General features: G+C 56.2%; 18 protein-coding genes. 10 read left to right on the top strand and 8 right to left on the bottom strand.

The window, feature by feature from the left end; translation table 11 throughout:
- The 3 genes from FEM03_RS17070 to thrC form a co-directional block, all read right to left on the bottom strand.
- A complete protein-coding gene (locus FEM03_RS17070; protein ID WP_138087499.1) occupies window positions 1-3363 on the bottom strand; it encodes a PVC-type heme-binding CxxCH protein in 3363 nt (1120 codons plus the stop codon).
- 66 nt (window positions 3364-3429) lie between these two features.
- A complete protein-coding gene (locus FEM03_RS17075; RefSeq protein WP_206171047.1) occupies window positions 3430-8376 on the bottom strand; it encodes a discoidin domain-containing protein in 4947 nt (1648 codons plus the stop codon).
- Between the two features lie 123 nt (window positions 8377-8499).
- Entirely contained in the window at window positions 8500-9852 is a 1353-nt protein-coding gene (thrC, locus tag FEM03_RS17080) for a threonine synthase (RefSeq protein WP_138087500.1), read from the bottom strand.
- A gap of 151 nt (window positions 9853-10003) precedes the next feature.
- Between thrC and FEM03_RS17085 the strand changes: the two genes are divergently transcribed.
- Both FEM03_RS17085 and FEM03_RS17090 read left to right on the top strand, forming a co-directional pair.
- Window positions 10004-10303 (top strand): barstar family protein, encoded by a 300-nt coding sequence (locus tag FEM03_RS17085; protein WP_138087501.1) that lies wholly within the window; start codon window positions 10004-10006, stop codon window positions 10301-10303.
- A 295-nt stretch (window positions 10304-10598) separates the two neighbouring features.
- Window positions 10599-12206, top strand: a complete 1608-nt coding sequence (locus FEM03_RS17090) for an ABC-F family ATP-binding cassette domain-containing protein (RefSeq protein ID WP_138087502.1) — start codon at window positions 10599-10601, stop codon at window positions 12204-12206.
- 25 nt (window positions 12207-12231) lie between these two features.
- Here FEM03_RS17090 and FEM03_RS17095 read toward each other — a convergent pair whose 3' ends face one another.
- Together FEM03_RS17095 and FEM03_RS17100 are read right to left on the bottom strand one after the other, a co-directional pair.
- Window positions 12232-12822, bottom strand: a complete 591-nt coding sequence (locus FEM03_RS17095; RefSeq protein WP_138087503.1) for a hypothetical protein — start codon at window positions 12820-12822, stop codon at window positions 12232-12234.
- 86 nt (window positions 12823-12908) lie between these two features.
- Entirely contained in the window at window positions 12909-13508 is a 600-nt protein-coding gene (locus FEM03_RS17100; protein WP_138087504.1) for a hypothetical protein, read from the bottom strand.
- A gap of 102 nt (window positions 13509-13610) precedes the next feature.
- Between FEM03_RS17100 and FEM03_RS17105 the strand changes: the two genes are divergently transcribed.
- The 8 genes from FEM03_RS17105 (at window position 13611) to FEM03_RS17140 (ending at window position 21635) form a co-directional block, all read left to right on the top strand.
- Window positions 13611-14681, top strand: a complete 1071-nt coding sequence (locus tag FEM03_RS17105; RefSeq protein WP_138087505.1) for a hypothetical protein — start codon at window positions 13611-13613, stop codon at window positions 14679-14681.
- A 110-nt stretch (window positions 14682-14791) separates the two neighbouring features.
- Entirely contained in the window at window positions 14792-15151 is a 360-nt protein-coding gene (locus tag FEM03_RS17110; protein ID WP_138087506.1) for a cyclic nucleotide-binding domain-containing protein, read from the top strand.
- A gap of 14 nt (window positions 15152-15165) precedes the next feature.
- Complete coding sequence (prmC, locus tag FEM03_RS17115) at window positions 15166-16083, top strand: peptide chain release factor N(5)-glutamine methyltransferase (protein ID WP_138087507.1); 918 nt, start codon at window positions 15166-15168, stop codon at window positions 16081-16083.
- Window positions 16084-16120: 37 nt separating this feature from the next.
- Window positions 16121-17383: a UDP-N-acetylglucosamine 1-carboxyvinyltransferase gene (murA, locus tag FEM03_RS17120; RefSeq protein WP_138087508.1), complete on the top strand. Its 1263-nt coding sequence runs from the start codon at window positions 16121-16123 to the stop codon at window positions 17381-17383.
- Window positions 17384-17730: 347 nt separating this feature from the next.
- Window positions 17731-18294: a response regulator gene (locus FEM03_RS17125; RefSeq protein WP_138087509.1), complete on the top strand. Its 564-nt coding sequence runs from the start codon at window positions 17731-17733 to the stop codon at window positions 18292-18294.
- A 142-nt stretch (window positions 18295-18436) separates the two neighbouring features.
- Window positions 18437-19621, top strand: a complete 1185-nt coding sequence (locus FEM03_RS17130; protein ID WP_138087510.1) for an AI-2E family transporter — start codon at window positions 18437-18439, stop codon at window positions 19619-19621.
- Between the two features lie 107 nt (window positions 19622-19728).
- A complete protein-coding gene (locus tag FEM03_RS17135) occupies window positions 19729-20874 on the top strand; it encodes a leucine-rich repeat domain-containing protein (RefSeq protein ID WP_138087511.1) in 1146 nt (381 codons plus the stop codon).
- Between the two features lie 182 nt (window positions 20875-21056).
- Window positions 21057-21635, top strand: coding sequence for a L,D-transpeptidase family protein (locus FEM03_RS17140; RefSeq protein WP_166442934.1), 579 nt, complete (start codon window positions 21057-21059; stop codon window positions 21633-21635).
- A 278-nt stretch (window positions 21636-21913) separates the two neighbouring features.
- Here the strand turns inward: FEM03_RS17140 and FEM03_RS17145 are convergent, their stop codons facing one another.
- From FEM03_RS17145 to FEM03_RS17155, 3 genes are all read right to left on the bottom strand, one after another.
- Window positions 21914-22618 carry a class I SAM-dependent methyltransferase gene (locus tag FEM03_RS17145; RefSeq protein WP_138087513.1) on the bottom strand — a complete coding sequence of 235 codons (705 nt, stop codon included), beginning with the start codon at window positions 22616-22618 and terminating at the stop codon, window positions 21914-21916.
- Between the two features lie 210 nt (window positions 22619-22828).
- Complete coding sequence (locus FEM03_RS17150; RefSeq protein WP_166442935.1) at window positions 22829-23734, bottom strand: NHL repeat-containing protein; 906 nt, start codon at window positions 23732-23734, stop codon at window positions 22829-22831.
- A gap of 439 nt (window positions 23735-24173) precedes the next feature.
- Window positions 24174-24949, bottom strand: a 776-nt coding sequence (locus tag FEM03_RS17155) for an IS3 family transposase (RefSeq protein WP_138087515.1), incomplete at its 5' end; no start/stop codon positions are given.

Raw genomic sequence — 24949 nt, forward strand, 5'->3', positions numbered from 1 at the left:
TTATTTTTTTGGTTTTTGGAGGGATGCGAGATACTCGACGACATCGCGGATTTCGCGTTTGGTGAGGATGCCGAGCATGGGGGGCATGATCGAGATGGGCGGGGTTTGGAAGGTGATGTTGGTTTTGTCGAAGGTTTGGGTTTTGCCGTCTCCGGTGCGAATTTTGAGTTCTTGTGAGGTTTCTTCGAGGAGAGTGCCGGCGGTGGAGGTGCCGTCTTTGAGGGTCAGGGAGACGGTGCCGAAGCCGGGGGCGATGGTGGCGGCGGGTTGCAGGAGGGAATCGAGGAGGTATTCGCGGGTGTGGAGTTTGCCGATGCCGACGAGGGTGGGGCCGACGTTGCTTCCGGTGGTGGATTCGGCGATGTGGCAGGCGATGCAGTTGGCGGCGAGATGATTGGAGACGATGTCGCGACCACGTTGGATGTCGCCGCCGTGAAGCAGTTCCTTGGGGGAGGGGAGAACGGGGATGCCGCTGGCTCCGATGGCGGGGGCGGGGCGTGCCGCTTCGTAGAGGGTGAGTTGTTTCTGGATGGACGGAGCTGTGGCGGCGTAGAACTCGGCGGTTTCAAGGAGGTCGAGTTGCAACGCCGGATGGGCTGAACCGCTGTTGAGCCGGGTCATCCATTCTTCGATGGTGGGAGCGATGGCGGCTTGCACAGGTTGGGGAACGGTCTTGGCAAGGGCGAGGGCCTGCTGTTGCAACCCGGTGTTCTTTTCGTATTGGAGGATGCGGGCGAGTCGATCCGGGAATGTGTCGGGGCGTTTCGTGGCGATGATGGTGATGGCTGCGGTTTTTATCTCAACGGGAACCTCTTTGCCGCTCCAAATGTCCTTCAGTGTGGTGTCGACTTCGGGGGCATCGGCGTGTTGATCGGCGAGAAGATTGAGGGCTTCGGCACGCACCTGACCGGGGGATGAGCGGTCGTTGATGATGACTTGCAGCACGCTGACGGAGACGGGGACTTTGAGGTTGACCAAGGCTAGGATGCCGGCGGTTTTGAGTTCGGCATCCTTGAGGGCGAGAAGGGCATCGACCTGACTGGCGACGGTTTCGGAGGCGCCTTCGGTGTTGCGCTTGGAGAGGTCACGTGCGGTGCCGTCCACCAGGTCGAGACGCGGTGGGTTGGTCCAGGAAGCGAGGTAGTTCCAGGCTTCGAGTCGGATCTCTTTGGAGAGGTTGGGGTTCAAGGCGGCGGTGATAAGGCGCTGGGCATTTTCCTTGCCGCCGAGGATGAACGCGGCATTGAGGGCGCGGCGCTGGGTCATGAGGCTCAATGAACTGACGCGATCGGAGAGGGCGGCGAGAGCGGGAAGGGCGGCGGGGATGCCTTGGTCATCGTGGATGGAGCGGGCGGCTTCGTCGATGATTGCGGTGTCCTGATCCCTGAGGAAGATGGTGATTTCGGGGGAACGTTGATGCCAGAGGGCGAGGAGGGCACTGGCACGCACCGAGAGGGAGGCGTGCTTGGAGAGGTTGGTGAGTTGTTGAGGCTGGGCACAACCGGCCAGGGAATACGATGCGGCGTGACGCAGCACCGGATCGCTGGCGTCGCGGTGGGCGAACTCGATCAAGGGTTCGATGGCACCGGGGAATTTGAATTTGCCGAGGGCAATGGCGGTTTGCAGACGAGTGGGAGCGTCTTGGTCGGAGAGAAGGGGGATCAGCTTGGCGGCTTCATCGCCTTTCAATGAGGCGGGGGCATCGCCGAGGATTTTGGCGGTTTGGGCTCGGATGTGGTCGGAGGAATCGCTGAGCAGTGGGAGAAGAGGCTCGGCTTTGAGGTCGTGAAGGCGCAGGCCGATGCCGAGTCCCCAAATGGCGTGGACACGGGCGAGTTCAGAGGTTTTCCGGTCGAAGGCGATGGTTTGTAGTTGTGACCATTGCTGACGTTTGACGAGTTCCAGCTGGGCTTCGATGCGGACGCGTTGATCGGCGTGGGCGAGGAGGGAGATCAAGGCGTCGGGAGTGGTTTTGGAGAAACCGTTGCGCAGCAGGTCGTGGACTTTCTGACGAGTTTTGTCAGTGGAGTTTTTGGCGGTGTTGATCTGCCAGACACCCCCTTTTTCATCGAGGGGGTAGCCGCCGTCCCAGTCGGCGAAGAAGATGCTGCCATCGGGATGCCAGGCCATACCGATGGCCATGATGCCGCGAGTGAGCAAACTGTCGCCGGTGAGTTTGAAGGAGGCGCCGGTGGGTTCGAGGGTGAGCGCGGAGATGTCGCCGGAAGGGAACTGGGAAAGGAAAAATTTGCCGCGCAGGTTGTCGTCGAGGGCGGTGCCGGGTTCCCAGAGGAAACCGGCGGGACCGTTGTGCGAGAGGGCGATTGGGGGGAGGAGGTGGAGGGGCTGTCCGGCGTGGGCGGGTTTCCATAGGTTTTCGCGCATCCAACGGCTTTTTCCGCTGCTCATGTATTGATGGCCGCAGCGCCAGCCGCTGTCGCTGCCTTCGACGATGTGCACGACGCGTTCTTTTTCGCCCTTCATGTCGGCGTCGTTGTCGACACCGAAGAGGTTGCCCCATTGGTCAAAGGCGGTTTCCTGCACGTTGCGCAGCCCGTGGGCGAAGACTTCGAAGTTGCGTCCGTCGGGTTCGACACGCAGGACGGCACCTTGGTGGGGGTAATAAAACTTTTTGCCTTCCTTGCTGGTGACGTTGACGCCTTTGTCGCCGATGGACCAGTAAATGCGACCATCGGGGCCGAGGCGGGGGCCGTGCATGTCGTGTCCGGCGTAAGCGATGTGCAGGCCGAAACCATGGGCGACGACTTCACGGAGGTCAGCCACGCCGTCGCCATCGGTGTCTTTGAGCCTCCAGAGGTCGGGGGCGATGGTGGCGTAGACCCAGCCGTCGTGGTAGAGGACGCCGGCGGCGATGCCGGTGACTTCGGTATTGAAACCTTCGGCGAAGACGGTGATGCGGTCGGCGGTGCCGTCGCCGTTGGTGTCGCGAAGCTGATAAATGCGTTCGGTGTGAACGGTGAGGTCTTTCCAGTCGATGGAGCCGTCCTTGTTGTGATCGGCGAGGCCGCCGCGTGGCTGGCGCAGTTTGCCTGGGGCGAGTTCGCGTTTGAGGAATTCGCGTTTGGCTTCGACGCTGTCGAGGGCGACGTCATCGGGGATCCAGTCGCGATGTTCGCGGATGTCGAGGTCGGCGACTTTGCGGCGGGTGGTGGCGGAGACGTAGACATCACCATTGGGTGCTACGCTGATGGCGACCGGGTCGGGAACGTTGATCTTGCCGGACCATTTGTGGAGGTTCACGGCGGGTCCTTCCTGGGCGTGAGCGGCGAAAGGAAGCAGGGCGGTCAGGATGCCGATGATGGCAGCTGACAACGGTCGGGAGAGTTGGGACTGGCGGAGCATTGAAATGAGAGAAGGGACACGTTTGGCGTGTCCCTTCCGTTTGAAGTGAGCAAATGATGGGGACGTCTACTTCTTGGAAAGGGCTTCGAGATAGTCAAGCAGACTGGCGAATTCGCGGACCGTGAAGTTGCCCATCAGGCCAGGGGGCATCATGGAGATGGGAGGTTTTTCACGTTGGGCGATGTCGTTGGGATGGAAGGAGTGTTCGGCGGCGGTGATGGTGCGGATGGTCACTTTTTCGGCGCTTTCGAAGGTGACGAAACCCATCTGGCTTTCGCCTTTTTTGGTGACGATGAAGTTGGTGGCGAAACCTTGGGCGATGGTTTTGTTGGGATCGATGATGGCGTCGATGAGTTCGGGGCGCTTGTAGGTTTGCGCGATGTTGCCGAGGTAGGGGCCTTTTTGGGCTTCGTCTTCCTTGGTGGTGTGGCAGGCAACGCAGGTGGCGCGTGCGAAGATTTGTTCACCGAGGCCGACATCGCCTTTGGTTTTGAGGAGTTGGGCAATGAGGTCGGCGGGCTTGAGGGTGGAGACGAGGGGACCGCTGGCGGCGGTTTTTTTCTCCAGTTTCATGGCCTTGGCGGCGTGCTCGGCGGCTTTGAGGACGTCTTTGTCAGGGTCGTCGAGGGCGAGCAGGACTTTGTCGGCAAAAGGGTTGTGTCTGAGGTCGGCGACAACGCGCAGAATCATGGTGCGATGTTTGGGATCGGCCCAGGCGGTGTCGAGTTTTTTGGTGGCTTCTTCGCGGGATTCAGGACTGCCGGATTTGCGGGCGCTGAGGTTGAGGAGGGCGGAGTAGGCCCAGTAGGCGCGGGGGGAGTCGAGGTTTTCGGATTGGACTTCGACGAGTTGGTGATGGTTTTCGAGTTTGGGGGCTTCGAGGAAAGCTTTGGTGGCGGCTTCGCGGGCTTTGTAAATGTCTTGCGCTTCCTTGTGGATGTTTTTCATCAGGACGAGGCCGTCGAGAATGGCGGACCAGCCGTCGGTGTTGTCAGTTTTGGTGAGGGCAGTGATCGCCTGGGAGCGGACGGCGGGGGTGTAGGTTTCGTCTTCGAGCGGGGCGCGGGCGGCCTGTGTGAGGAGGGGGATGCCGTCGGCGGGAATGGTTTCGGCCTGGGCGAGTTGCGAAACGGCATCGGGGATGAGTTTGGGGTCGGTTTTGGCGAGCGTCAGGATGCGGGTGAGGGCGTCGTCGGATTTGATGCGGTTGCGGTTCATCTCCTTGATGAGGAACGCGGTTTCGGTGGGATCGGCCTTGGCAAGGGTGGCTTTGAGGACGGCTTCGATTTTTGGGGTTTCGGCCCAGGGTTCGGGTTGGTAATAGGGGCCGCGGGTGTCGGGTCGGGTGCCCCAAGAGTCGCCTTTCCACTCGCCTTCGTGGTGGTAGAGGCGGCAGAGGGCGGAGAGAATGCCTTGGCGGAGGGTGGGGTCGGTGGCTTTGTCGAGGCGGTCAATCAGGCCGGTGACGGTTTCGGGGGAGTGGATTTTGGCGAGGGCGCGGAGGGCAATACTTTTCTGTTCTGACGTGGACTCACGCATGCCGGGTTGTTCAGCACCTTCAATCACCGTAAACAACACCTGGGGCTCTGCTTTCTTGGCCAAAAAATTTACTAAAACGTGGTCAAAGAGTGGGTTTTTCGCTTCTCCTGCCCAAACTTCGTAGTTTTTAAGAAACCCTGCCTCTCCCATTTCCTTACTAAACGCCGCCCCGACCAACTGGGCGAGACCCATGCGTGCGATTTGGTCGGAGGTGGGAGAATACGGGTTAGCGGGAACTCCTCCTCCTTCCACGACAATTTGACGTGATGGCTTGTCGGGATTCTGAATGAAGGGAACTTTAAAAGCGCGCACTTCGGCTTCACCGACTGAAACATCCCCGTCACAGGTCAGTGAACTCAGAATCAGTTCATGATCTCGATCTGGATGTTGAGAAAATGTGTATCGCGCTGCGACTCGGGCTGTTGGTTGGCTTCGCTTGTTTTTGACCAGAGCTTCGATACCATCTAATGCAGGGGACCAAGGTCTCCTCATCAATTCGCGCTGCGCATCCATTCGTCTGCGGGCACTGGGAGATTCGAGTTGTTTAACGAGGTCGGCGTCGCTCGCTTTGGCGAAGTCGGGGAGGGGTTCGGGTTTGAAATTTTTAGGGCGGACTTGGACGATGTAACCGACGTCGGGGCCGTTCCAGTTGAAGGTGGCGCCTTTCCAACTGGCGAGGTAGACGTTGCTGTTGCCATCGACGTCGGCGTCGGTGGGGCGGGTCATTTTGATGAAGGGCTCGGGCTTGCGGGTTTCTTCGAAGGTGGCGCCTTTGGGTTTGAGCTGATGATGCCAGAGGGCGTTGGTGCCCCAGTCGACGGTGAAGGGGGCGTTGTTCCAGTCGCCAAAGCCGGGTTCGTCGATGTAGACGGCACCGCAGCCGGAGCCGCCGCCGTAGTCGGCGATGGGTTGGATGATTTCGTCGGGGAAATTCATGTAGAGGCGGGGGTAGCCGTGGTCGGTGAGGCCGGGGAAGTGGTGGAAACGGACGTTCCAGCCGCCGCCGTCGTTGGTGTTGTCGCGGGCGAACATGTCCATGGTGGGACTGATGGCGACTTCGAGGATGTTGCGGGTGCCTTGGGCGTAAATTTCCATGTTGGTGCCGTCGGGCCGGACGCGCAGGACGCCGCCGTTGCGCATTTGCAGTTTGCGTCCGTCGGTGCCTTCGGCTTCCATAAATCCGAAGTCGCCGACGGCGATGTAGAGGTAGCCGTCGATGCCGAGGGAGAGGCCGTTGGTGGTGTGGTCGGCGGGGCGGTCTTTGAATCCGAAGGCGAGGTTTTTGACGAGGACTTTGGATTCGTCGGCGACGCCGTCGCCGTCTTTGTCGATGAAGACGCTGAGGTGGGGGGGATGGACGAGGTAGAGGCGGTCTTTGTCCCAGACGAGACCGCGGGGGGAGTCGACGTCTTTGACGAATTCGGTGACCTGGTCAGCGCGGCCGTCGTTGTCGGTGTCGCGCAGTCGGACGATGCGACCGCGGCCGGGGTTGCGGCCGAGAGAGCCGTTGCCGTCGGAGGAGACGTAGAGGTCGCCATTGGGGGCGGCGGCGACGTAGACGGGGTAGTTGGCGGCGGCGGAGTTGGCGAAGAGGGAGACTTCGAAACCTTCGGGGACGGTGACGTCTTTAAGGATTTCGGCTTCCTGTTCGGGGGTGAGTTTGACGATTTTCGGGGGGACGTTGCCGGATTTGGCGAGGTCGGGTTCGCCGGGAGCGAGTGTTTTGACGGGGGTGGAGGCGAGGAAATTGGGTCGAAGGGCCTTGAGGGTGGGGCTGGTGAAGGTGAGTTCGCGGATGCTGGCGTGGTTGCCCTTGTTGGTTGATTCTGTTACGGTTATCTTGACTGTTAGCACTTCTTTAATGTCGAATTGGTGCTGGGTTTGGCCGGGTTTTGGATTTAGGGTGGCGTCGGCGAGGGGGAACCAGGTTTTGTTGTCGAGGGTGCCTTCGACTTTGTGGTGGTAGGTGTTGGTTTTGCTTTCCCAGTCGATGGTGAGGCCGCTGATTTTGTGAGGTTGGTCGAAGCTGAGTTGGAGGAATTGAGGGTAGTCTTTGGTGGAGGCGCACCAGCGGGTGTCGGGGTTTCCATCAATGGCGTGGTGGGTGAGATTGTTTTTGGAAGTTTCGGTGCTGGAGGCGGTGAGGGTGACGGGGGTGGCTGCGGTGTTGAGTTTGATTTCGCGGATGCTGGCCCAACCGCCCTGGCTGGAGCTGAGGATGGTGGTTTTGATGAAGCGGATGTCTTTGCCCTGGTTGTTGCTGAGGCTGTGTTCGCTGTCGCCACCTTTTTGGTTGGTGGAGGCGTCAGCGAGCACAGTCCAGCTTTTGCCGTCGACTGAGCCTTCGATCTTGTGCTGGTAGGCGTTGTTCTGGCTTTCCCACTGGATGGAAATGCCGGTGAGGGTTTGGGGGGTGGGGAGTTCAATTTGAAGGTGCTGGGGGAAGGAGCCGCTGGAGGCGCACCAGCGGGTGTCGGGGTTTTGATCGAGGGCGAGGAACGCGTGGTTGCCTTTGTCGGTCTCCTCGGAGGAGGCGGTGACTTGCACCGCCGGGGTGCCGTCCGAAGACGGCGAAGGAGCGGCCGGAGCCGCTGAGGAGGTTTTCTTTTTGTCTTTATCGGCTGCGGCCTCGTCTTTGGGAGGGGCGGGAAGGATGGTGGTGGTGCCTTCGGGACCGGTGTAGGGGATGAGGTAGTCGGGGCTGAGTTTGTCAAGGGACCAGAGCAGGCCGCGGGTGACGAGGTCGAGGTAGCGGGTGTCGCCGACGGTGTCGTTGTTGTGGCCGAGGGTGGTGGAGAAGCTGCGGGCGCCCTGGGTTTCGTTGGTCCAGACGACGATGGCTTCGTCGGTGCGGATGGTGCCGTCTTTGGCTTTCACGACCTGTTTGCCCATGGCGAGGGGTTTGGCGTCGAAGACGTTGACGTTGTTGTAGAGTTCTTCCTTGATGGTGGTCCAGTTGGCAAGGGACTCGGTGATGGGGTGGGTGGTGTCGAACTCGATGTTGATGGGTTCTTGTGGACCGTGGCCGGAGCTTTGCAGGCCGAGGAATTTGAACCAGTCATCGGTGCCGGTGCGGAAGCTGTGCATGGCACAGTGCAAGTTGACGGCGGGAATGGTTTTGTGGGCGTTGATGACGTTCTGGACGAGTGGAAGGTCTTTTACGCTGGCGGCACATTCGTCGTGGATGATGACGTCGTATCCTTTGGCCCAGTCGGGATTTTTGTAGAGCGGGAACTCGGGCGCGGTGCCTTTGTCTTCACTGCGCAGGATGTCGATCTGGATGTTGGCGCGGGCCTGGATGCCGTCGCGCAGCAGGACGCTTTGTTTTTCGTAATCATGACAGCAGCCGCCGCAGATGAGGAGACCTCGCAGCGATTTGACAGGTTCGGCGGCTTTTTTCTCCTGGGCGGGGAGGGTGAGGAGGCCTGCGGTGGCGAGGCCGGCGAGGAGGTAAAGGTGGAGATGTCGTAGCATAAATTTTTGGTGGAGTGGGTGGTTAGAGGTGTGGGGGGAGAAAGACGATACGGGGATGGTGGCCGATTGTTTCAGTGTCGGCGACGTTTGCGTCGAGGGATTTGTTTAGAACGAATGTTCCAGTTACGAGTGTTCGGCGATGAAGGTCTTGATGGAGTCGACGGTGGCGGGGAGAGGATGGGTGCGGAGGGGGAGAAGCTTGAGGGCTTCGAGGGTGGGATGCGTCGGGTCGACGCCGGTGGCTTGTTGCACGACTTCGGGAAATTTGGCTGGATGGGCGGTGGCGAGGACGATGCTGATGGCGTCGGGGGCCATGTCGGTGAAGCCGCAGGCGGTGTGAGGGTCGGCGATGTAGCCGTATTGCTGCCAGACATCGGCGATGGTGGCGGCGATGCCGGCGTCGTCGAGACGGGAGGCGCGGAAGATGCCGCGGGGTTCGGGTAGGGTGACGGGGGTGCCGGATTTCATCTGGGCAATGAGTTCGCGGACACGGGTGCTGTCTTTGTTGAGAAGGAGATAGAGGAAGCGCTCGAAGTTGGAGGCGGCCTGGATGTCCATGCTCGGGGCGAAGCTGGGGAAGACGTCGCCCTGGCGGTATTCGCCGTTGGTGAAAAAGCGGTGGAGGATGTCGTTTTGGTTGGTGGCGACGCGGAAGCGTTTTGCGGGCATGCCCATCTGGTGGGCGAGGAAGCCGGCGAGGACGTTGCCGAAGTTTCCGGTGGGGACGACGAACTCGACTTGGTCGCGAAGGTTTTCGGGGAGTCGGAGGGTGGCCCAGATGTAATACACACACTGGGCAAGGACGCGGGCGATGTTGATGGAGTTGACGGCGGAAAGGTTGTGGGCGGCGGTGAAGGCGGGGTCGCCGAAGGTTTCTTTCACCAAGGCCTGGGCGTCATCGAAGGTGCCGGGAATGGGAATGGCGAAAACGTTGGAGGCGTCGGTGCAGGCCATCTGGCGTTCCTGGAGGGGGGCGACGCGGCCATTGGGGTAGAGGATGAAGATGTTGATGCCGTCCTGACCGAGGCAGCCGTGGATGGCGGCGGAGCCGGTGTCGCCGGAAGTGGCTCCGAGAACGGCGAGCGTTTTACCGGATTGCGTGGCGAGGCGTTTATACAGGAGGCCGAGCAGTTGCAGGGCGAAGTCTTTGAAGGCGAGGGTGGGGCCGTGGAAGAGTTCGAGGACGTAGGTTTTCTCGTCGAGCTGGCGCAGTGGGGCGACGTCGGGGGAATCGAATTTGGAATAAGCCTGGGCGGTCAGAGAATGCCATTCTTCTGAGGAGATATCAGGGGCAAAAAGCTGGAAGAACTCGGCGGCGAGCTGTGGGTAGGTGAGCGATTGCCAATCGTTGAGATGGGAGCGGATGTCGGGGAAGGATTCGGGGAGAAAGAGGCCGCCGTCGGGGGCGAGTCCGGCTTCAACGGCCTCGGAGAAGGAGTGGGGTTGGGTTTGGCCGCGGGTGGAGAGGTATTGCATGGAATGCGTGCGAGGAAAGTGGGGTGAGTAAGATGGCGTTTATTTGGGGGAATGGAAGGGGAAATCGGAGGGATGAGGGGTGTTTGTTTGAGCTAAAGGTTGAGGAGTTGGGTCATCGATGCGAAGCTGCCCGGTTGAAGGAAAGGAAAGAATGACCAAGAAGATTTTTATCGTGGATGGCGGTCGATTTTCTACTCTGAAAGAGTTCTACAAGGAGATCAAAGAGTCCTTTGGCATTAACTGCACGTGGGGACACAATCTTGATGCTTTCAACGACATTCTTAGGGGAGGGTTTGGAACACCCGAAGAGGGATTTGTCATCAAATGGACACACTCCGAGCTGTCAAAAGTGAAATTGGGAAAGGATTTTGATCGATTGATTGAGATCATTCGATGTCATTGCGTTGGTGGAGACGAGGAAGAGGATGGGGTTGAATTGCACCTGTGCTGAGTTTAAAATAAGGAATTTGGCTTCTCCGCCGACGGAACTGAGAGGCAAAAAAACCAGAGATCGAGATTCCATGAGCATGAAGAATTTGATGAATTCGAAGTCGAAAATTCATAAAGCGGCGTCGCAAAAGTTGATGGCATTGGGTGGGACGATGCCGAATTTGCAGATTGCTCCAAGAAATCGGATGGAGCCTAGGAATAGTGGTGGGGTGATTTGGCGTGATTGTTGATTGTTCGGTTGGAAAATGGGTGCATGTTGGGGGTTCTCTTTTGGATCTCGTTTTCTTTTTATTGTCATGCTGAACCTGCGCAAAGTTACCAAGTCGTTTAATAGTCGTGTTTTGTTTAAAGATGCTTCGTTCACCGTGAACTATGCAGAGCGGGTGGCGTTGGTGGGACCTAATGGAGCGGGAAAGTCGACGTTGTTTTCGTTGATTCTGAAGGATGATGTGCCCGACTCGGGGGAGATTGAGCGCGATGAGTGGACGACTTTGGGATATTTGCGTCAGGAGAGTGAGCCGACCGGGGACGAGACAATTCTGGATGTGGCGACGGGAAAAGGGGGGGAGATGGAGCGGCTTGAGGCGATTTTGAAAAAGTGCGAGGATGCGGGGGATGTGGCTTCGGCGGAATACCTTGAGGCTCATGCGCAACATGAGGCTTTGCACAATCCGCAAGCAGAAGCCAAGGCGAAGAAGATTTTGCGCGGGTTTGGGTTCAAGGAGACAGACCTCAACAAGCCGGCAAAGGAGTATAGTGGCGGCTGGGTGATGAGGGCGCATTTGGCGCGGTTGCTGGTGATCGAGCCGGATTTGTTGCTGTTGGATGAGCCGACCAACCACCTCGATTTGTTGTCGCTGTTGTGGTTCCGGAATTATTTGAAGAACTACCCGGGCGCAATCTTGCTGATTTCTCACGATCGCGATTTCATGGATGAGTTGATCGAGACGACCTACGATATCGACGAGGGCAAGCTGGTGGCTTATCAGGGCAACTATACGGAGCACTTGAAGCAGAAGGAGGAGGCTTACGAGCGTCAGGTGCAGGCGTATCGGACACAGCAGAAGGAGATTGAGCACATTCAGGAGTTCATCGATAAATTCCGGTCGGTGGCGTCCAAGGCTTCCCAGGCGCAGAGTCGCGAGAAGCAGCTGGCGAAGATGGACAAGCTGGAGAAACCGAGGCCGCTGAAGAAGGCGTTTCGGTTCAACTTCCCGCAGCCGATTCGCGGTGGTCAGCGGGCGATGTCGTTGACGGACATCCATCAGGCCTACGGCGAGAAGAAGATTTACACGGGGCTTGATCTGGACGTGGAGCGTGGGGAACGCACGGTGCTGGTGGGGCCCAACGGGGCGGGCAAGTCGACGTTGTTGAAGATTTTGGCGGGGGTGATCCCGTTTCAGAAAGGGGAGCGGAGATTGGGGGCAAATGCGAAGCTGGGGTATTTTTCACAGCATCGCGCAGATACGCTAAATCCCGAGGCGACCATTCTTGATGAGGTCAAGGACAGTGCGCCGATGTTGAGGGATGATGACGTGAGGGCGATTTTGGGTTCGTTTTTGTTCCGCAAGGAAGATGTTTTCAAGAAGATCAAGGTGCTGAGCGGTGGAGAGAAGTCGCGGGTGAACCTGGTGAAATTCTTGGTGGATCCGCCGAACATTTTGTTGATGGATGAGCCGACGACGCACCTCGATATTTGGAGCATTGAAGGGTTGATTCTGGCGTTGCAACGGTTCGAGGGCACGCTGGTGTTTATCAGCCATGACGTGCACTTTATCCGGTCGATTGCGACGAAGGTTCTGCACATCAATGAAGGCAAAGTGTCGCCGTATGCGGGTGGGTATGATTATTACCTCGAGAAGAGCGGACTGGAAGATGACGCGCGGGCGGCGGCGACGGCGTAATGGAATTATTTAGGACGTAGGGAAGTCAGTTGCCTGGCTCAGTGAGCTTTGAGTCGGCATCTTTTTTGTTGCTGTCGACGATCTCACCTGTGTTGATGTCAAAACGATATCGAATGCCATCGACGGTTTTGATCTGGAAAACTTCTTCTCCGGGAAGAAACGCGGGGCTTACATACAATTCATATTCGAGCCAAGATAGCCCGCCTTCGGAGTAAACTAATTTTTCCTCGTCTTTTACCAGATCGGAAATTTTGTAACGGGCCACTTGCTTGCCTTTGTTGTAAAAGGCGACAGCGAGGAGATCTTTCGCATCGACTTCTTGATCTCCAGATCGCCAAGTGCCAACGCTAGCGAGGACATTTCCGTCATAATGAAGCTGAATATCTTCTGAATACCAATCGCTAGTTCGCCAGAGCTCTGTGAACGTGCCGTCCTGATTGACTTTGTAACAGATGCCAGACCCTTTTTCGTATTCCTTGCCTTTCGGGCCCGGTGTCATAGAGAATACGAAATGTCCCCCCGGAGAGGTGATTGCATAAGGCGCAGGGGCACTTCGCATGCCCCCAAAACACGCAATCGTCAAAAAAAGAAACGCGGGAATTAGAAGAGGTTTCATGTGGTCTTCTTCCCCTTCTATCGCTTCAAGTTTGTTCGGAGACTTCTGGTAAGGCGAGATGCGGGAGGTATGTCCGCGATCTGCTACTAACTCCCTGAGACCACGCTGACGGCCATGACGCCTTCGGCGGGCCACCAGCCGGCGACGCGGACTTGCATGGGTTTCTCGCCGGGTTTGCCGGTGGCGAGCTGCTGTTTGACGGTCTCTAAAATGGCTTGCTCGCTCTCGGGGGTCATGGGGGCACCGAAGAAAGATTCGACACTTTGGGCGACGTCCTTGTCGTTAATGCCGACGAGGGCCACTTTTTGGGCACCGTGCTCAGGTGGTTTGGGGGCGCGGCTGACGGAGAAGTCGACCGGGCCGTTCATGACGATGAGCTGCTTGAGTTTTTGAGTGGTGCCGTTTTGATGGGCTTCGGCGATCTGGCGGCGGACTTGTTGTTCGACGAGTTTGCGTTCGAGTTCGAGAATGGCGACTTCCTGGGCGCGCTGCTCCGGGGTGGAGGGGACGATGATCGGTTTGGAAATCGGGGGCTTGATGATCAGCGTGGGGGTGAGGCTTCCATCGGCCTGCACCATGGGCATGGGACCTTCCACAGGGAGGGGCAAATCCAAATCTTGGGCGGCGAGGGCGAATGGAAGCGCGGAGGCCAGGCAAACGCTGATGATGGAGCAACGATATTTCACGGAATTATCACGAAAAATGAATTTTATGGCAGGTTTGCTGCGCTCTGGCAAGATTCTTTCGCAGTTGTCGCGTCGCTGTTTTCCCTCTGCAATCAACCCTCTATGGCCGAAGAAATTAAAATCACCCGTCGCAAGGCGTTTATTAGCATTAGTGATGAATTGCGGAGCTACCTTCGGCATTATGGTCGGATGGCCCCGTTGCCGGCGACCTATACGGATTTGATGGGGTTTTCGAGTTGTTACCCGTTGATGGACAAGGATGGTCAGTCAACGTTGTGGGACAGTGTGGTGTATGAGCGGGGAGTGATGGAGGAGTTGTGGCCGCGGTTGACGAGCATTTATTCGCTGTTGAAGACGGGCGACATGCAGTCGGTGCCGCACCTTTACATTGAGCGGGTGGATTTTTGTGGTTTTGGAAATAGTAAACCGTTCCGGATTCGCGTGGTGAATCAATACAACGACAACTATGACCATTTTTACGTGAAAGTGGCGGATGCGTCGCGGGTGTATGGACTTGAGCTGGAGCATCTGCTGTCGCCGAACAGCATCACGTATTTGTGCCATGAGAACACGTTGATCGAGGAGCACATTGCGGGGATTCCGGGGGATGTGTTCATCAAAGACTATTTCGACCGGCCGGACGTGAACCGCGTGCGGGTGGCGAAGGAGTTTGTGAAGTTCAGCGAGCGCTGTTTCATCCGGTTGCTGGGGGACATGCGGAGCTACAATTATGTGATGGACATGACGCCGGACTTTGAGGAAACGCAGTATCGGGTGCGGGCCATTGATTTCGACCAGCAAAGTTATGAGGGGGCGAAGAGCATTTATTTGCCGCAGTTTTACAAAGAGAACCTGCCGGTGGTGCAGATGTGCACCAAATATTTGAACTACGCGACAATGCAGCAATATCAGCAGGAGGAGCGGACTCTGATCGCGCGGCGGTTTCTGGCGGAGAAGGGGAGGCTGAGATCGTTGTTTCGCTGCATGAAAAGTCACCCGGTGGAGCCGGTGGCGAAGGTGGAGCAGTTGAAGCGGGAGCTGGGTGATTATCACAGCACGGATTATTTTGCGGGATGTGCCTCCATGGGGGATTTGGTGGAGAAACACATCGAGTTCACCCTCGGCAGGTTGTTGGCGCCAGGGCTGGCGACGGTGTTGCCTCCTGTGGAATGAGAAATCGAATCTCAAGCAGCTGGCAGTTGCAAATGGTGGCGGGCGGCGTCACATGAGGTCGCGGCTTGACCAACAGGGATTTACTGAGATTTATTCCACACCATTACACTATGAAGATACCCAACATTTTTGAAGACGAGACCAAGGCGGTGAGTTTTGCTGCCGGGGTAACGATTTTTAGCAGTGGCGATCAGGGGGAGGCAATGTTTGTGATTCAATCGGGTCAGGTGGAGCTGTCGGTGAAAGGAAAAGTGGTGGAGACGGTGGGTGAGGATGGATTTTTTGGAGAGATGGCGTTGATTGAGGATGGCCCAAGAACGGCGACGGCGGTGGCGAAGTCGGATTGTGTGTTGGTGCCGATCAATCGTCAGCGTTTTGAGTTCATGGTGCATGAGGTGCCGCAGTTTGCGGTGGAGGTGATGCGGGTGTTGAGCCGTCGGCTGCGGCGTTTGGATGACGGGGTGGTGTGAATGACTAAGAACGGATGAAACTATTGCTCGAGACTTTGAACAGCGGTGCGGAATACCTGGCGAAACGGCAGGTGGAGGATGCGCGTCTGAACATGGAGCATCTGTTGGCGCATGTGTTGGGATGCCGGAGGCTCGATTTGTATCTGCGTTTTGATCTGGCATTGGAGGAGGCCCAGTTGCAGCCGTTGAGGGTGCTGTTGAAGCGTCGGGGCGAGGGCGAGCCGTTGCAGCATTTGTTGGGGACGGTGCCCTTTTATGGGAGCGATTTTGTGAGCGATGCTCGGGCGTTGATTCCGCGTCCTGAGACGGAACATCTGGTGCATTTGCTGGTGGAGAAGAAGTTGGCGGAGAAGGTGCCGGGAACGGTATTAGACATGGGGACAGGGTCGGGTTGCATTGGTTTGTCGCTGGCAAAAGCGTGGCCGGGGGCGCAGGTGACGTTGGCGGATGTTTCGGAGGACGCGTTGGAGCTGGCGAGGTTGAACGCGACGCGGTTGAAGCTGGAAGGTCGGAATGTTCGCTTCGTGAGGAGTGATTTGTTTGAAGAGCTTCAAGGGCATCAATTTGATCTCATCGTGGCGAACCTGCCGTATATTCCAACCGGTGAGATGGGATCGCTGAGCCGGGAGGTGTTGCGCGATCCGCGACTGGCGTTGGATGGTGGGGAATCGGGCTTGGAGATCGTGGACCGGTTGATCGAAGGATGCCCGGCGCGAATGAAGAAGGGGGGGATGTTGGCGTTGGAATTGCATCACGATCAGGCGAATGCGGTGTTAAATCGTTTGCAATTGGCAGGTTTTTCCGAGATGCACGGCGCACAGGATCTTTCGGGCATCGAGCGCTTCGTGTTTGCAACTGCTCCGGAGATTGATGTTGATGCTGAAGTTGTCGAGGCCGTCGAGACGGAGTCGGTGGCAGAAGAGGATCGCTAGTATCTCATTTTCTTTTTTCTCTTATTTAAATTAATCCATGCAAAAACTCATCGTTCAAGGCGGCACGCGGTTGCGTGGCAAGGTCACCATCAGCGGTTCCAAAAACTCCTCGCTGCCCATCCTGGCGGCGACGTTGCTGACGAAGGATGAGTGTGTGATTCACCGGGTGCCGGATTTGAGTGACACGAACTACATGCTGCAAATTTTGCGGGAGCTGGGTGCCGAGGTGGAACGCGCGAGCGGGACGATGAACATCAAGGCCGAGAAAATCGTTCCTGATACGCCTTATGATTTGGTGGTGAAGATGCGCGCGTCGATTTGTGTGATGGGTCCGTTGACGGGTCGGTTGCGCAAGGCGGTGGTGTCATTGCCGGGCGGATGCGTGATTGGGGATAGGCCGGTGGATTTGCATTTGAAGGGTTTGGAGTATTTGGGCGCCAAGGTGCAGGTGGACGGCGGCAACATTCACATCGAGGCGGTGGAGCCTTTGAAGGGGTGCACCATGAACTTGACCAGCAAGTATGGATCGACGGTCTTGGGCACGGACAACGTGATGATGGCGGCGGTGCTGACGAAGGGGACGACCATCATTGAAGGCGCGGCGGCGGAACCGGAAGTGGAGGATTTGGCGAATTTCCTGATCAAAATGGGTGCGAAGATTGAGGGGGCAGGGACGACGCGGATTGTGATTGAAGGGGTCGAGGAACTTCATGGAGCGGAACACACGGTGATTCCTGACCGGATTGAAGCGGGCACGTTTTTGGTGGCGGGAGCGATCTGTGGGGACGGGGTGATGGTTCGTAATGTGATTCCGGCGCACCTGAAAACGACCATCGAATTGTTGCAGTCGTCGGGTTATGACGTGACTTCGACCAAGGACACGGTGACCATCATGCAAGGAACGAGTCCAAAGGGCTTTCATTTGACCACGCGGCCGTATCCTGGCTTCCCGACGGATATGCAGGCGCAATTCTGTGCTCTGGCCTGCACGATTCCCGGGCTGAGCAGCATCAAGGAGACGATTTTCCAAAACCGCTTCATGCATGTTTCCGAATTGAAACGGATGGGGGCGAACATTGAGCTGGATGGCGACACGGCGCGGATCACGGGAGTTCCTATGCTTAGCGGAGCCCCGGTGATGGCGAGTGATTTACGGGCTTCAGCGGCTTTGGTGCTGGCGGCGATCAATGCCAAGGGCACGACGAAGATTGACCGTCTTTACCATATTGATCGCGGTTATGAGCACCTTGACGACAAGCTGAGCAGCCTGGGGGCGATTACAGAACGAATCAAAGAATAGCGTTTCCAGTGTCGCGAAATTTACTTTCTGCGCGATAAACGGGCTACGGGCGCATGAGCAGCAGTAAAGATTAATTTACTGCTATTGTCATAATAGCTATGTTCCTCAGGGCAGCGGCTCAGAATTGCGCGGTGTTCTGAATTGGATGTAAGCCGCACACGGACAAGAGATTTGGTAGGAATTTTGGCAGCAGCGCCCAGCGTCGCAATCCTGATATAATTCTCACTTTTCAATTGATTGCGCTGATTGTTCAATGCATAATGAGCGTGTAATTTGTGAATGGTATGGAAATTCACATTGTGATGGCGTTGGCAGGGTTGGTGATTTTTTAAATTTTATTGTTTATTATGGCTGATGAGAACCCAGAGTTGATGACGGTCAAGGAAACCTCCGAGTATTTGCGGATTCCATTGCCGACGGTTTATTATCTCGTGCAGAGGGGTCAGCTTCCCGCCATTCAGATCGGCGGACGTTGGAGGATCAAGCGGAGCCTGCTGGATCGCGACGTGTTGCGCAAAGAAGATGAGGGTGGTCAGCCGACGGTTTTGGTGGTGGATGATGACCCGGCATTGCAGGCGTTGTTCAAGCAGTTTTTGAAGAAGGCGAACCTGGCGCGAATGGTCGTCGGAACTGGGACTGAGGCGATCAATCTGGCGAAAAAGCAGAAGTTTGATTTCGTATTTTTGGATCTGAAGCTTCCTGATATTCCAGGTGATGAAGTGTATATACAGCTGAAACGGATGCATCCTGATTTGCCAATTGTGGTGATTACGGGCTATCCGGACAGCGAGATCCTGAGTAAAATTCTCTCGACGGGACCGGTGACGGTGATCAAGAAACCGATCGAATTCGATCAGCTGAACAAGGCCGTGAAGCAACTGGGTCACAAAGGTGCGGAAGTGCTGGTTTGATGGGGGGCTTCAGTCGGTTTCGGTTGATTACATAGTTTTCCCGGTCTTTGCGCCGAGGCGGGCAGACTGTTTTTTCTCGGTCTCGCAATGTTTTGCATTTTCAGAGGCTGAATTTTGCTCTCTCCTCGTTTAGTATTAAGAGATGTCGAACTTGAATGAGGAAGAAGAATTCACACACACTTCGCCGCGCGGGTCGATGAGGGGCGGTCGTGCTTTACTGACGATTGCCTGCATCGTGATTGTGGTCGCGGGGATGAAGGCGGCTGCGAGTTTTTTCGTGCCGGTGATGGTGGCGGTTTTTCTTGCGGTGTTGAGTTTTCCCCTGATGAATTGGTTGATCCGGCATCGGGTTCCTCATTCGCTGGCGTTGGCGCTGACGGTCGTGGTGATTTTCTCTGCGGTGGCACCTTTGATTTACGGGACCGGAGTATTGATTTCCAGCTTTTGGCGAGATGTGCCGATGTATGCGGAACGGGCAAAAACGTTGGTGGACAGCAGTGCGGGATGGTTGGAGTCCAAAGGAGTGACGGATGCAAAAGTGGCCGCAAGCCAGATTTTTGACATGCAGGGTATTATCGATTTTGCAAGACAGCAGGATGTGATGAACCGGTTGACCTCGGTGGTCGGGACGACCTTTGGAACAGTCGTGACATTGGTGGCGTCGTGCGTGGTGGTTCTGTTGGTGACGTTGTTCATCTTGATGGAGGCACCGGGAACGGCGGAGCGGTTTGAAGCGGTGAGACAGGCGGGAGGTCCCAATCTGAGCGTGATGGTGCAGTCGGCTCACGACATTCAGAAATTCCTGGGAGTGAAAACTTTGATCAGTGTGGCGACGGGGGTTTTGGTGGTGTTGTGGTGCATGATGTTCGACCTGCGATATCCGCTGTTGTGGGGAATTTTGGCATTTTTGTTCAACTACATTCCTGCGGTGGGTTCGACGGCCGCAGGGCTTCCGGCCATCATCGAGGCCTTGGTGGTGCATGGCTTCGGTTCGGCCGTCGGAGTGGCTTTGGGTTATGCATTGATCAATTTTTGCCTCGACAGCCTGTTGCAGCCGATGCTGATGGGACGAAGGTTCGGCATCTCCGGCCTCGTGGTGGTGGTGTCGGTGGTGTTTTGGGGCTGGCTGTGGGGTCCGGTGGGGATGTTTCTCGCGGTGCCGTTGACCATGATGATGAAGGTGTTTTTGGAGAACACTGAGGAGTTCGAGTGGATCTCGGTGGCGATGGCGAAAAAGAAATTTAGCCGATCTGGGGTCATCCTGGAGACTTTGGACAACGATGATCAGGTGCTGGGCGGGGGTGCGGCAACCGAGCCCCCTCGATAGTTGGAGGTGAGGAATGGTTGTGGATGGGATGAGGAGGTTGATGCAAATCGGAAAGTTTGTATCCTTTGGGTCGTATTGACTGTCTGATTCGCACCAAAATCTCATCCATGATCACATCAAAACTTCGATTGCTTGCTGGTCCACTTTTTGTTGGGACATTTGCCTTTGCCTGCTCTTCAGTCCATGCGCAGGAACCGGCTCCTGCCGCGCCTCCGGCAGAGGTAAAGCCAAATCCGGCACCAGTGGCTGCGCCCGCGCCGACAAAACCTGTCGAGGCAGCCAAACCTGCAGCGGTTCCAGCTGCGGCTCCGAAAGTTGAGCCTGCACCTGTCCCCGCCAAACCCGAAGCCAAAAAGCCTGAGGAAAAGAAACCCGACGCCAAAAAACCTGAAGAGAAAAAGCCCGAAACGCCCAAACCTGCTCCTGCACCGACGAAGGCTGCGGACAAACCGAAGCCCGAAGCGGCCAAAACCGCACCCAAGCCTGCCCCGGTGCCGGCGGTGATTTTCAAAGACAAAAATCTTGAGGCGGCGGTCCGCAAACAGGTGTTCGCCAAACGGGACAGCAAGGAGCCGTTGACGATTGCTGATGTCGAGAACATCTCAATGGTGCGCGGTGAGGACTCGCAGATTGCCGATCTGAGCGGGCTTGAGAAATGTGTTTCGCTGGCGCAGTTGGAACTGGCAGGAAATGCGGTCAAGGATGTGTCGCCGTTGAAAGGGTTGAAGCGGCTTCAGTATGTCGATTTGGCGCGCAACCAGGTCGCCGACATCACGTCACTGGGAACGCTCAAGGCAATGCAATACCTTGACCTTACCGGAAACAGGGTGCAGGACGTGAAGGCGCTGGGGGAGGTTCCGGCGTTGACGTCGGCTTATCTGGCAGGAAACCAGATCAAAGATGCCTCGGCCTTGTTCAAGCTGCCCAAGCTTTCGTCCCTTTACCTGGAGAATAACCAACTGACCAGCATCGAAGGGATTGGTTCCTTGAAGTGGCTGGGCATGTTGTCTCTGAAGGGGAATCAATTGACCAACCTGGCACCTCTTGAACCATTGAAGGGTCTGAGATTTCTATTTTTGGAGAACAATCAGATTGCGGATATCACCCCGCTGCATGGAATGCTGAAAAAGGACATGGACGGTGAGCGCCGCTTTGCTCCCTACTTGAACCTGTATTTGAAGGGGAACCCGCTTACCGATGCATCCAAGCAGCAGTTGGAAGAGTTGAAGGCGCTGAAACTGCGGGTGGATTAACCTGACCTGTGTCTGCCTGAGCAGATACCACTTGTCAGTTTGGGGCTTCGTGTGTAGGGGAGGAGCATTCCATCCCCTTCATGAAGATCCCGTTTGCTGTTGTTTCTGCCCGATCCTTGAGCGCTGGCGCGTTGGCTGTAAGCTTGCTTTTGTCCTCTTGTGCGACTCCGCCCGCTCCGCCTGTGGAGCAGAAAAAGCAGGCGTTCAAGATGCATGATTGGAGGGGCGATTCGGTCCCCGGCAAGGCGTCCGTGGTGATCTATTTGGATAAACAGAAGGCGCTTTTTTACCGAGACGACCGCATTGTTGGCTGGACCTATGTCGCAACAGGCATCTCTTCTCATCCGACGCCGACCGGCAGCTTCAAGATTCTTGAGAAGGTGGTCGACAAACATTCGAACTTGTATGGAAAACTTTTGGATGCTGAGGGGAAAGTGGTGGATGGCGATTTTGACACACGGAAAAAGCCAGTTCCTGAGGGGCACACCTTCAGTCCGTCGCACATGCCGTTGTTCATGCGCATGACCAATGATGGCGTGGGGATGCACGTGGGCAGAATCCCCCGTCCGGGCCGGGTGGCGTCGCATGGTTGCATTCGCCTGCCACGTTTGATGGCGCAGAAGTTTTTTTCCAACGTGCAGATCGGCACTCCGGTGGAAGTTCGAGCCGAAACTCCGCCAGAGCTGGCGGATCTGAATCTGGATGCTCCACCAAAACCCGCGAAGAAGAAGTGGAGCTTGTTTGGGCGATCTGAAAACTGACTGAAAAAGCTCAAAGCGTCCTCGCATTGTTGTAAGTAATCCATCAAGCGGTGGATACTCTGAAGTGTGTGCCAGGGTTTGACGATTCAATTCTGGGCCTCACAGGTTACGTGGCTCTCGCCTCAAGCTCAATATCGACCACTTCGAGTTCTCTTTGTGATCACCAATTCGCATTAAACTACTTCGCGGCATGTGCTGTGTGGAGTTACAAAATGAGGCTTCAGCAGGGCGCACCAGCGCTTTAGCCTCCGGGAAGAATAAAGTTTCACCGCTCCAGTCTAGCTCGATTCGTTGCGGTGAATTTTCACTCGATATCCACCCCGCCACGTTGTGGACACTTGGGATGTCCATCCGTGAAGTGGAAGTGCATCTGGGAGTTCATTATTTCGGAACCCATTATGCACGCTTGTTTCCATATCAACTTTGGTCAAAGGGTTCATCCGGGTGATGGCCACCATGATTTTTCCTTCCCATAAGGCCATTCGGCTTCGCAAGGGGTCGACTGCTAGAATCAAACGGCAGGTTGGAGGTAGAGAATCTGTGAATGTAGCCAATTCTTGGTCATCAAACTGATGCAGGAGAAGATTGGCGACAATGATTTCAGCCTCGGGCAATGAACCATCCAATACGCTACCCGTCTGCCAAAGTGCTTCCTCTGGCCAGGTCTTTGGTCGGGGGATCACATCATTTCCAATCAGACATCTCGGATTCAGGCCTAGTTTCTTTATGATTTTGTTGCCGAGCAAACCACTCCCCGCTCCCAACTCCAAAACCCTCCATCCGGGGCGGAGGTGGCGGTGTAGTTGACGAACAATCCACCTGTGATTCCCCATGAGAAAGTTCACGATATTCAATTCATTTCGCGCACTTACGGCCAGAGGATCATCGTGCTTGATGGAATCAAGCGCCTCAGGCCTTACTTCCCGGTGTTTCCAGGATCGAGGTGAGTATTTGGGTGGTGGTCTACTTTCGTTGAGCGACATGGACTACGATCTCCTATCATTGCTTAATCGCTTGTCTCGATTTTCACAATTCAAGTTCGTTGAAATTTGCTCGAAATCTGGAGACTAAAGGGGGATAGTCGGTGGCGCGTAGGGGAGCAATAAACAGAGCCCTGACTGGAAACAGCGCGGCGAATTTCCATCCTGCTGATCAGGTGGCGGAAGATACGGTTCAGGATGTTGATCGCCCACTTACGGCAGAGAAGGTCTCTGACGGCGGAACGCCAGGAGGCCTGCAACCATCACCAGGAAACCCGCCGAGGGTTCGGGAGCCTGGACGGAAGCGCCGCCGATAAACGAGCTGAAGCCTGTCCCTGCCAGATTCAGCGTGGAGGTGTAAGTGATCGTCCCAGTCAATGGATCCAGCGAATAGATCTGCCCCGCGCCGCCAGGAAATCCCCCGGAAGGCGTGTAGCCGGCGAAGCCACCGATCGCGAGCAGGTCCGAGGTCTCGTTCATCCAGGCCATCGCGTAGAGTTGTGGATCGCCACCGGTATTGATCAAACTGGTGACCGTGCCATCAACGGGATCAACCGCCACGATACTTTCGGTGAAGGGAGAAGAGAATTGCAGTGTGGAAGAATAGAGCGCGCCTCCCGGTCCGAAGACCATGTCGCCGCGTGAGCCGAGGGGGGCTGACAGCGGGGTTGTGGTGAAACTGAGGGCGACGATGTCATAACTTGTCAGGAACGCCGAATCCAGCGGAGCCATGTAGAGCATTTCTCCTAGAGCATCTATGGCAAGCGATTGCATGCGATACCCTGTGATGGAATCGACCAAGGTGGCGGCACCGGTGAGATGATTGATTTGATAGACAAAACTCTCGTAGGAAGGAGTCTGGCGGTAAGAGAGTCCCCAAAGCGTGTTACCGCTAGGATCCCATGCGATATCGGTGAAAATCTCGTTCGCCCCAAGGCCGGTGATTTGGACCTGCTGGCTGATGTTTCCGGTGCTCAGATCTACCACGCCTATGTGGTGGGGCTGGTAGGGGATCGAAGAGGAATTCGTCCCGGAAATCCACAACTGCTGACCAGATGCGCTGGAAGGAGGGATCAGGAGGGCGATGCAGAGCAAGGCGAATGCAGAGAATTGGTGCATAACGCGAATGAGTCTTTGGCTGCGATGAGAAGAATTCCGTCTTGTGGCTTCATCAGGAAGCATTTGAATAAGTCGAAGGGAAAGTGGACGAGGTATTGTGATATGCATATAGACGGCATTGCGGTCATTGACGGTTCATTAGACCAAAGCAGGTTTTGGGCCCATCAACGATTGATACATTGAGGGTGCCTAAACTCATTTAACAAGAGATACTTTGGCTGTCGGTCATTTTGTTGCCAGGTGATTCGAAGTGCGCAATCGATGGGCTTGATTCCGGGTTTGAACTGAGCTCAGGGATTAGTTGGACTAACAAGGTCTTGGCATTGTCGGATCTGTAGGGCGAGATGGCTTTTGAGTTAGATAAATAATACTTATAGTCTGTGAGTCATGGCCTTGGGCAAGGCATTGAGATGCAACGGATTTCTGGACCAGTAGTTGGTTAGTTTAGGGTGATTAAATTGGCTTCGAACTGGGTTGGAGTTTGATAGCCGAGGGAGGAGTGTTTGCGTTGGGTGTTGTAGTAACCCTCAATAAAGGCGAAGAGCTCGATGCGGGCGTCGTGCTCGTTGATGAAGCATCCGTCTTGTAACATCTCGGTTTTGAGGGTGCCCATGAACGATTCGCTCCATGCATTGTGGTAGGGGTTGGCTCGGGCTGACATGCTCTGTTGGATGCCGGCACGATGGATCTTGGACCGATATTGGCCGCTGCCATATTGACTCCCGCGGTCGCTGTGAAAGATGAGCCCAGGTGCAGGTCGGCGTGATTGCAAGGCCTGGTCAAGGGCGTCAGCAACGAGGCCACTGCGCATGTGTTGCGCCAGTGACCAGCCAACCACGCGCCGGGTGCACAGATCCAGGACAATGGCCAGATAGAGCCATCCATTGGCGGTGGGGATGAAGGTGATATCCCCCGCCCAGACGCGATCGGGTTGCGTGGGAAGAGCGTTTCCCAACAGCAGATTGGGAGAGGGTTTGTCGGCTCTGCCATCGCTGGTTTTGGGCACATAGGTTTTGGGTTGAAGGGCTTTGAGGCCTCGTCGGGCCATGATCCTGCGGACTCGAGCAGGGGCACAGGTGATGCCGCGTCCGGCCAGTTCGTGCCAGATGCGACGGTGTCCGTAACGGCGGCGGTGGTGTTTGAAAATGCGTTCGATTTGATCGCCGATACGCTGGTCGGAACACTGCGAAGGGGTGGGAGTGGCGGCGTGGTAGT

This window comes from Phragmitibacter flavus (assembly GCF_005780165.1).
GTDB lineage: Bacteria > Verrucomicrobiota > Verrucomicrobiia > Verrucomicrobiales > Verrucomicrobiaceae > Phragmitibacter > Phragmitibacter flavus.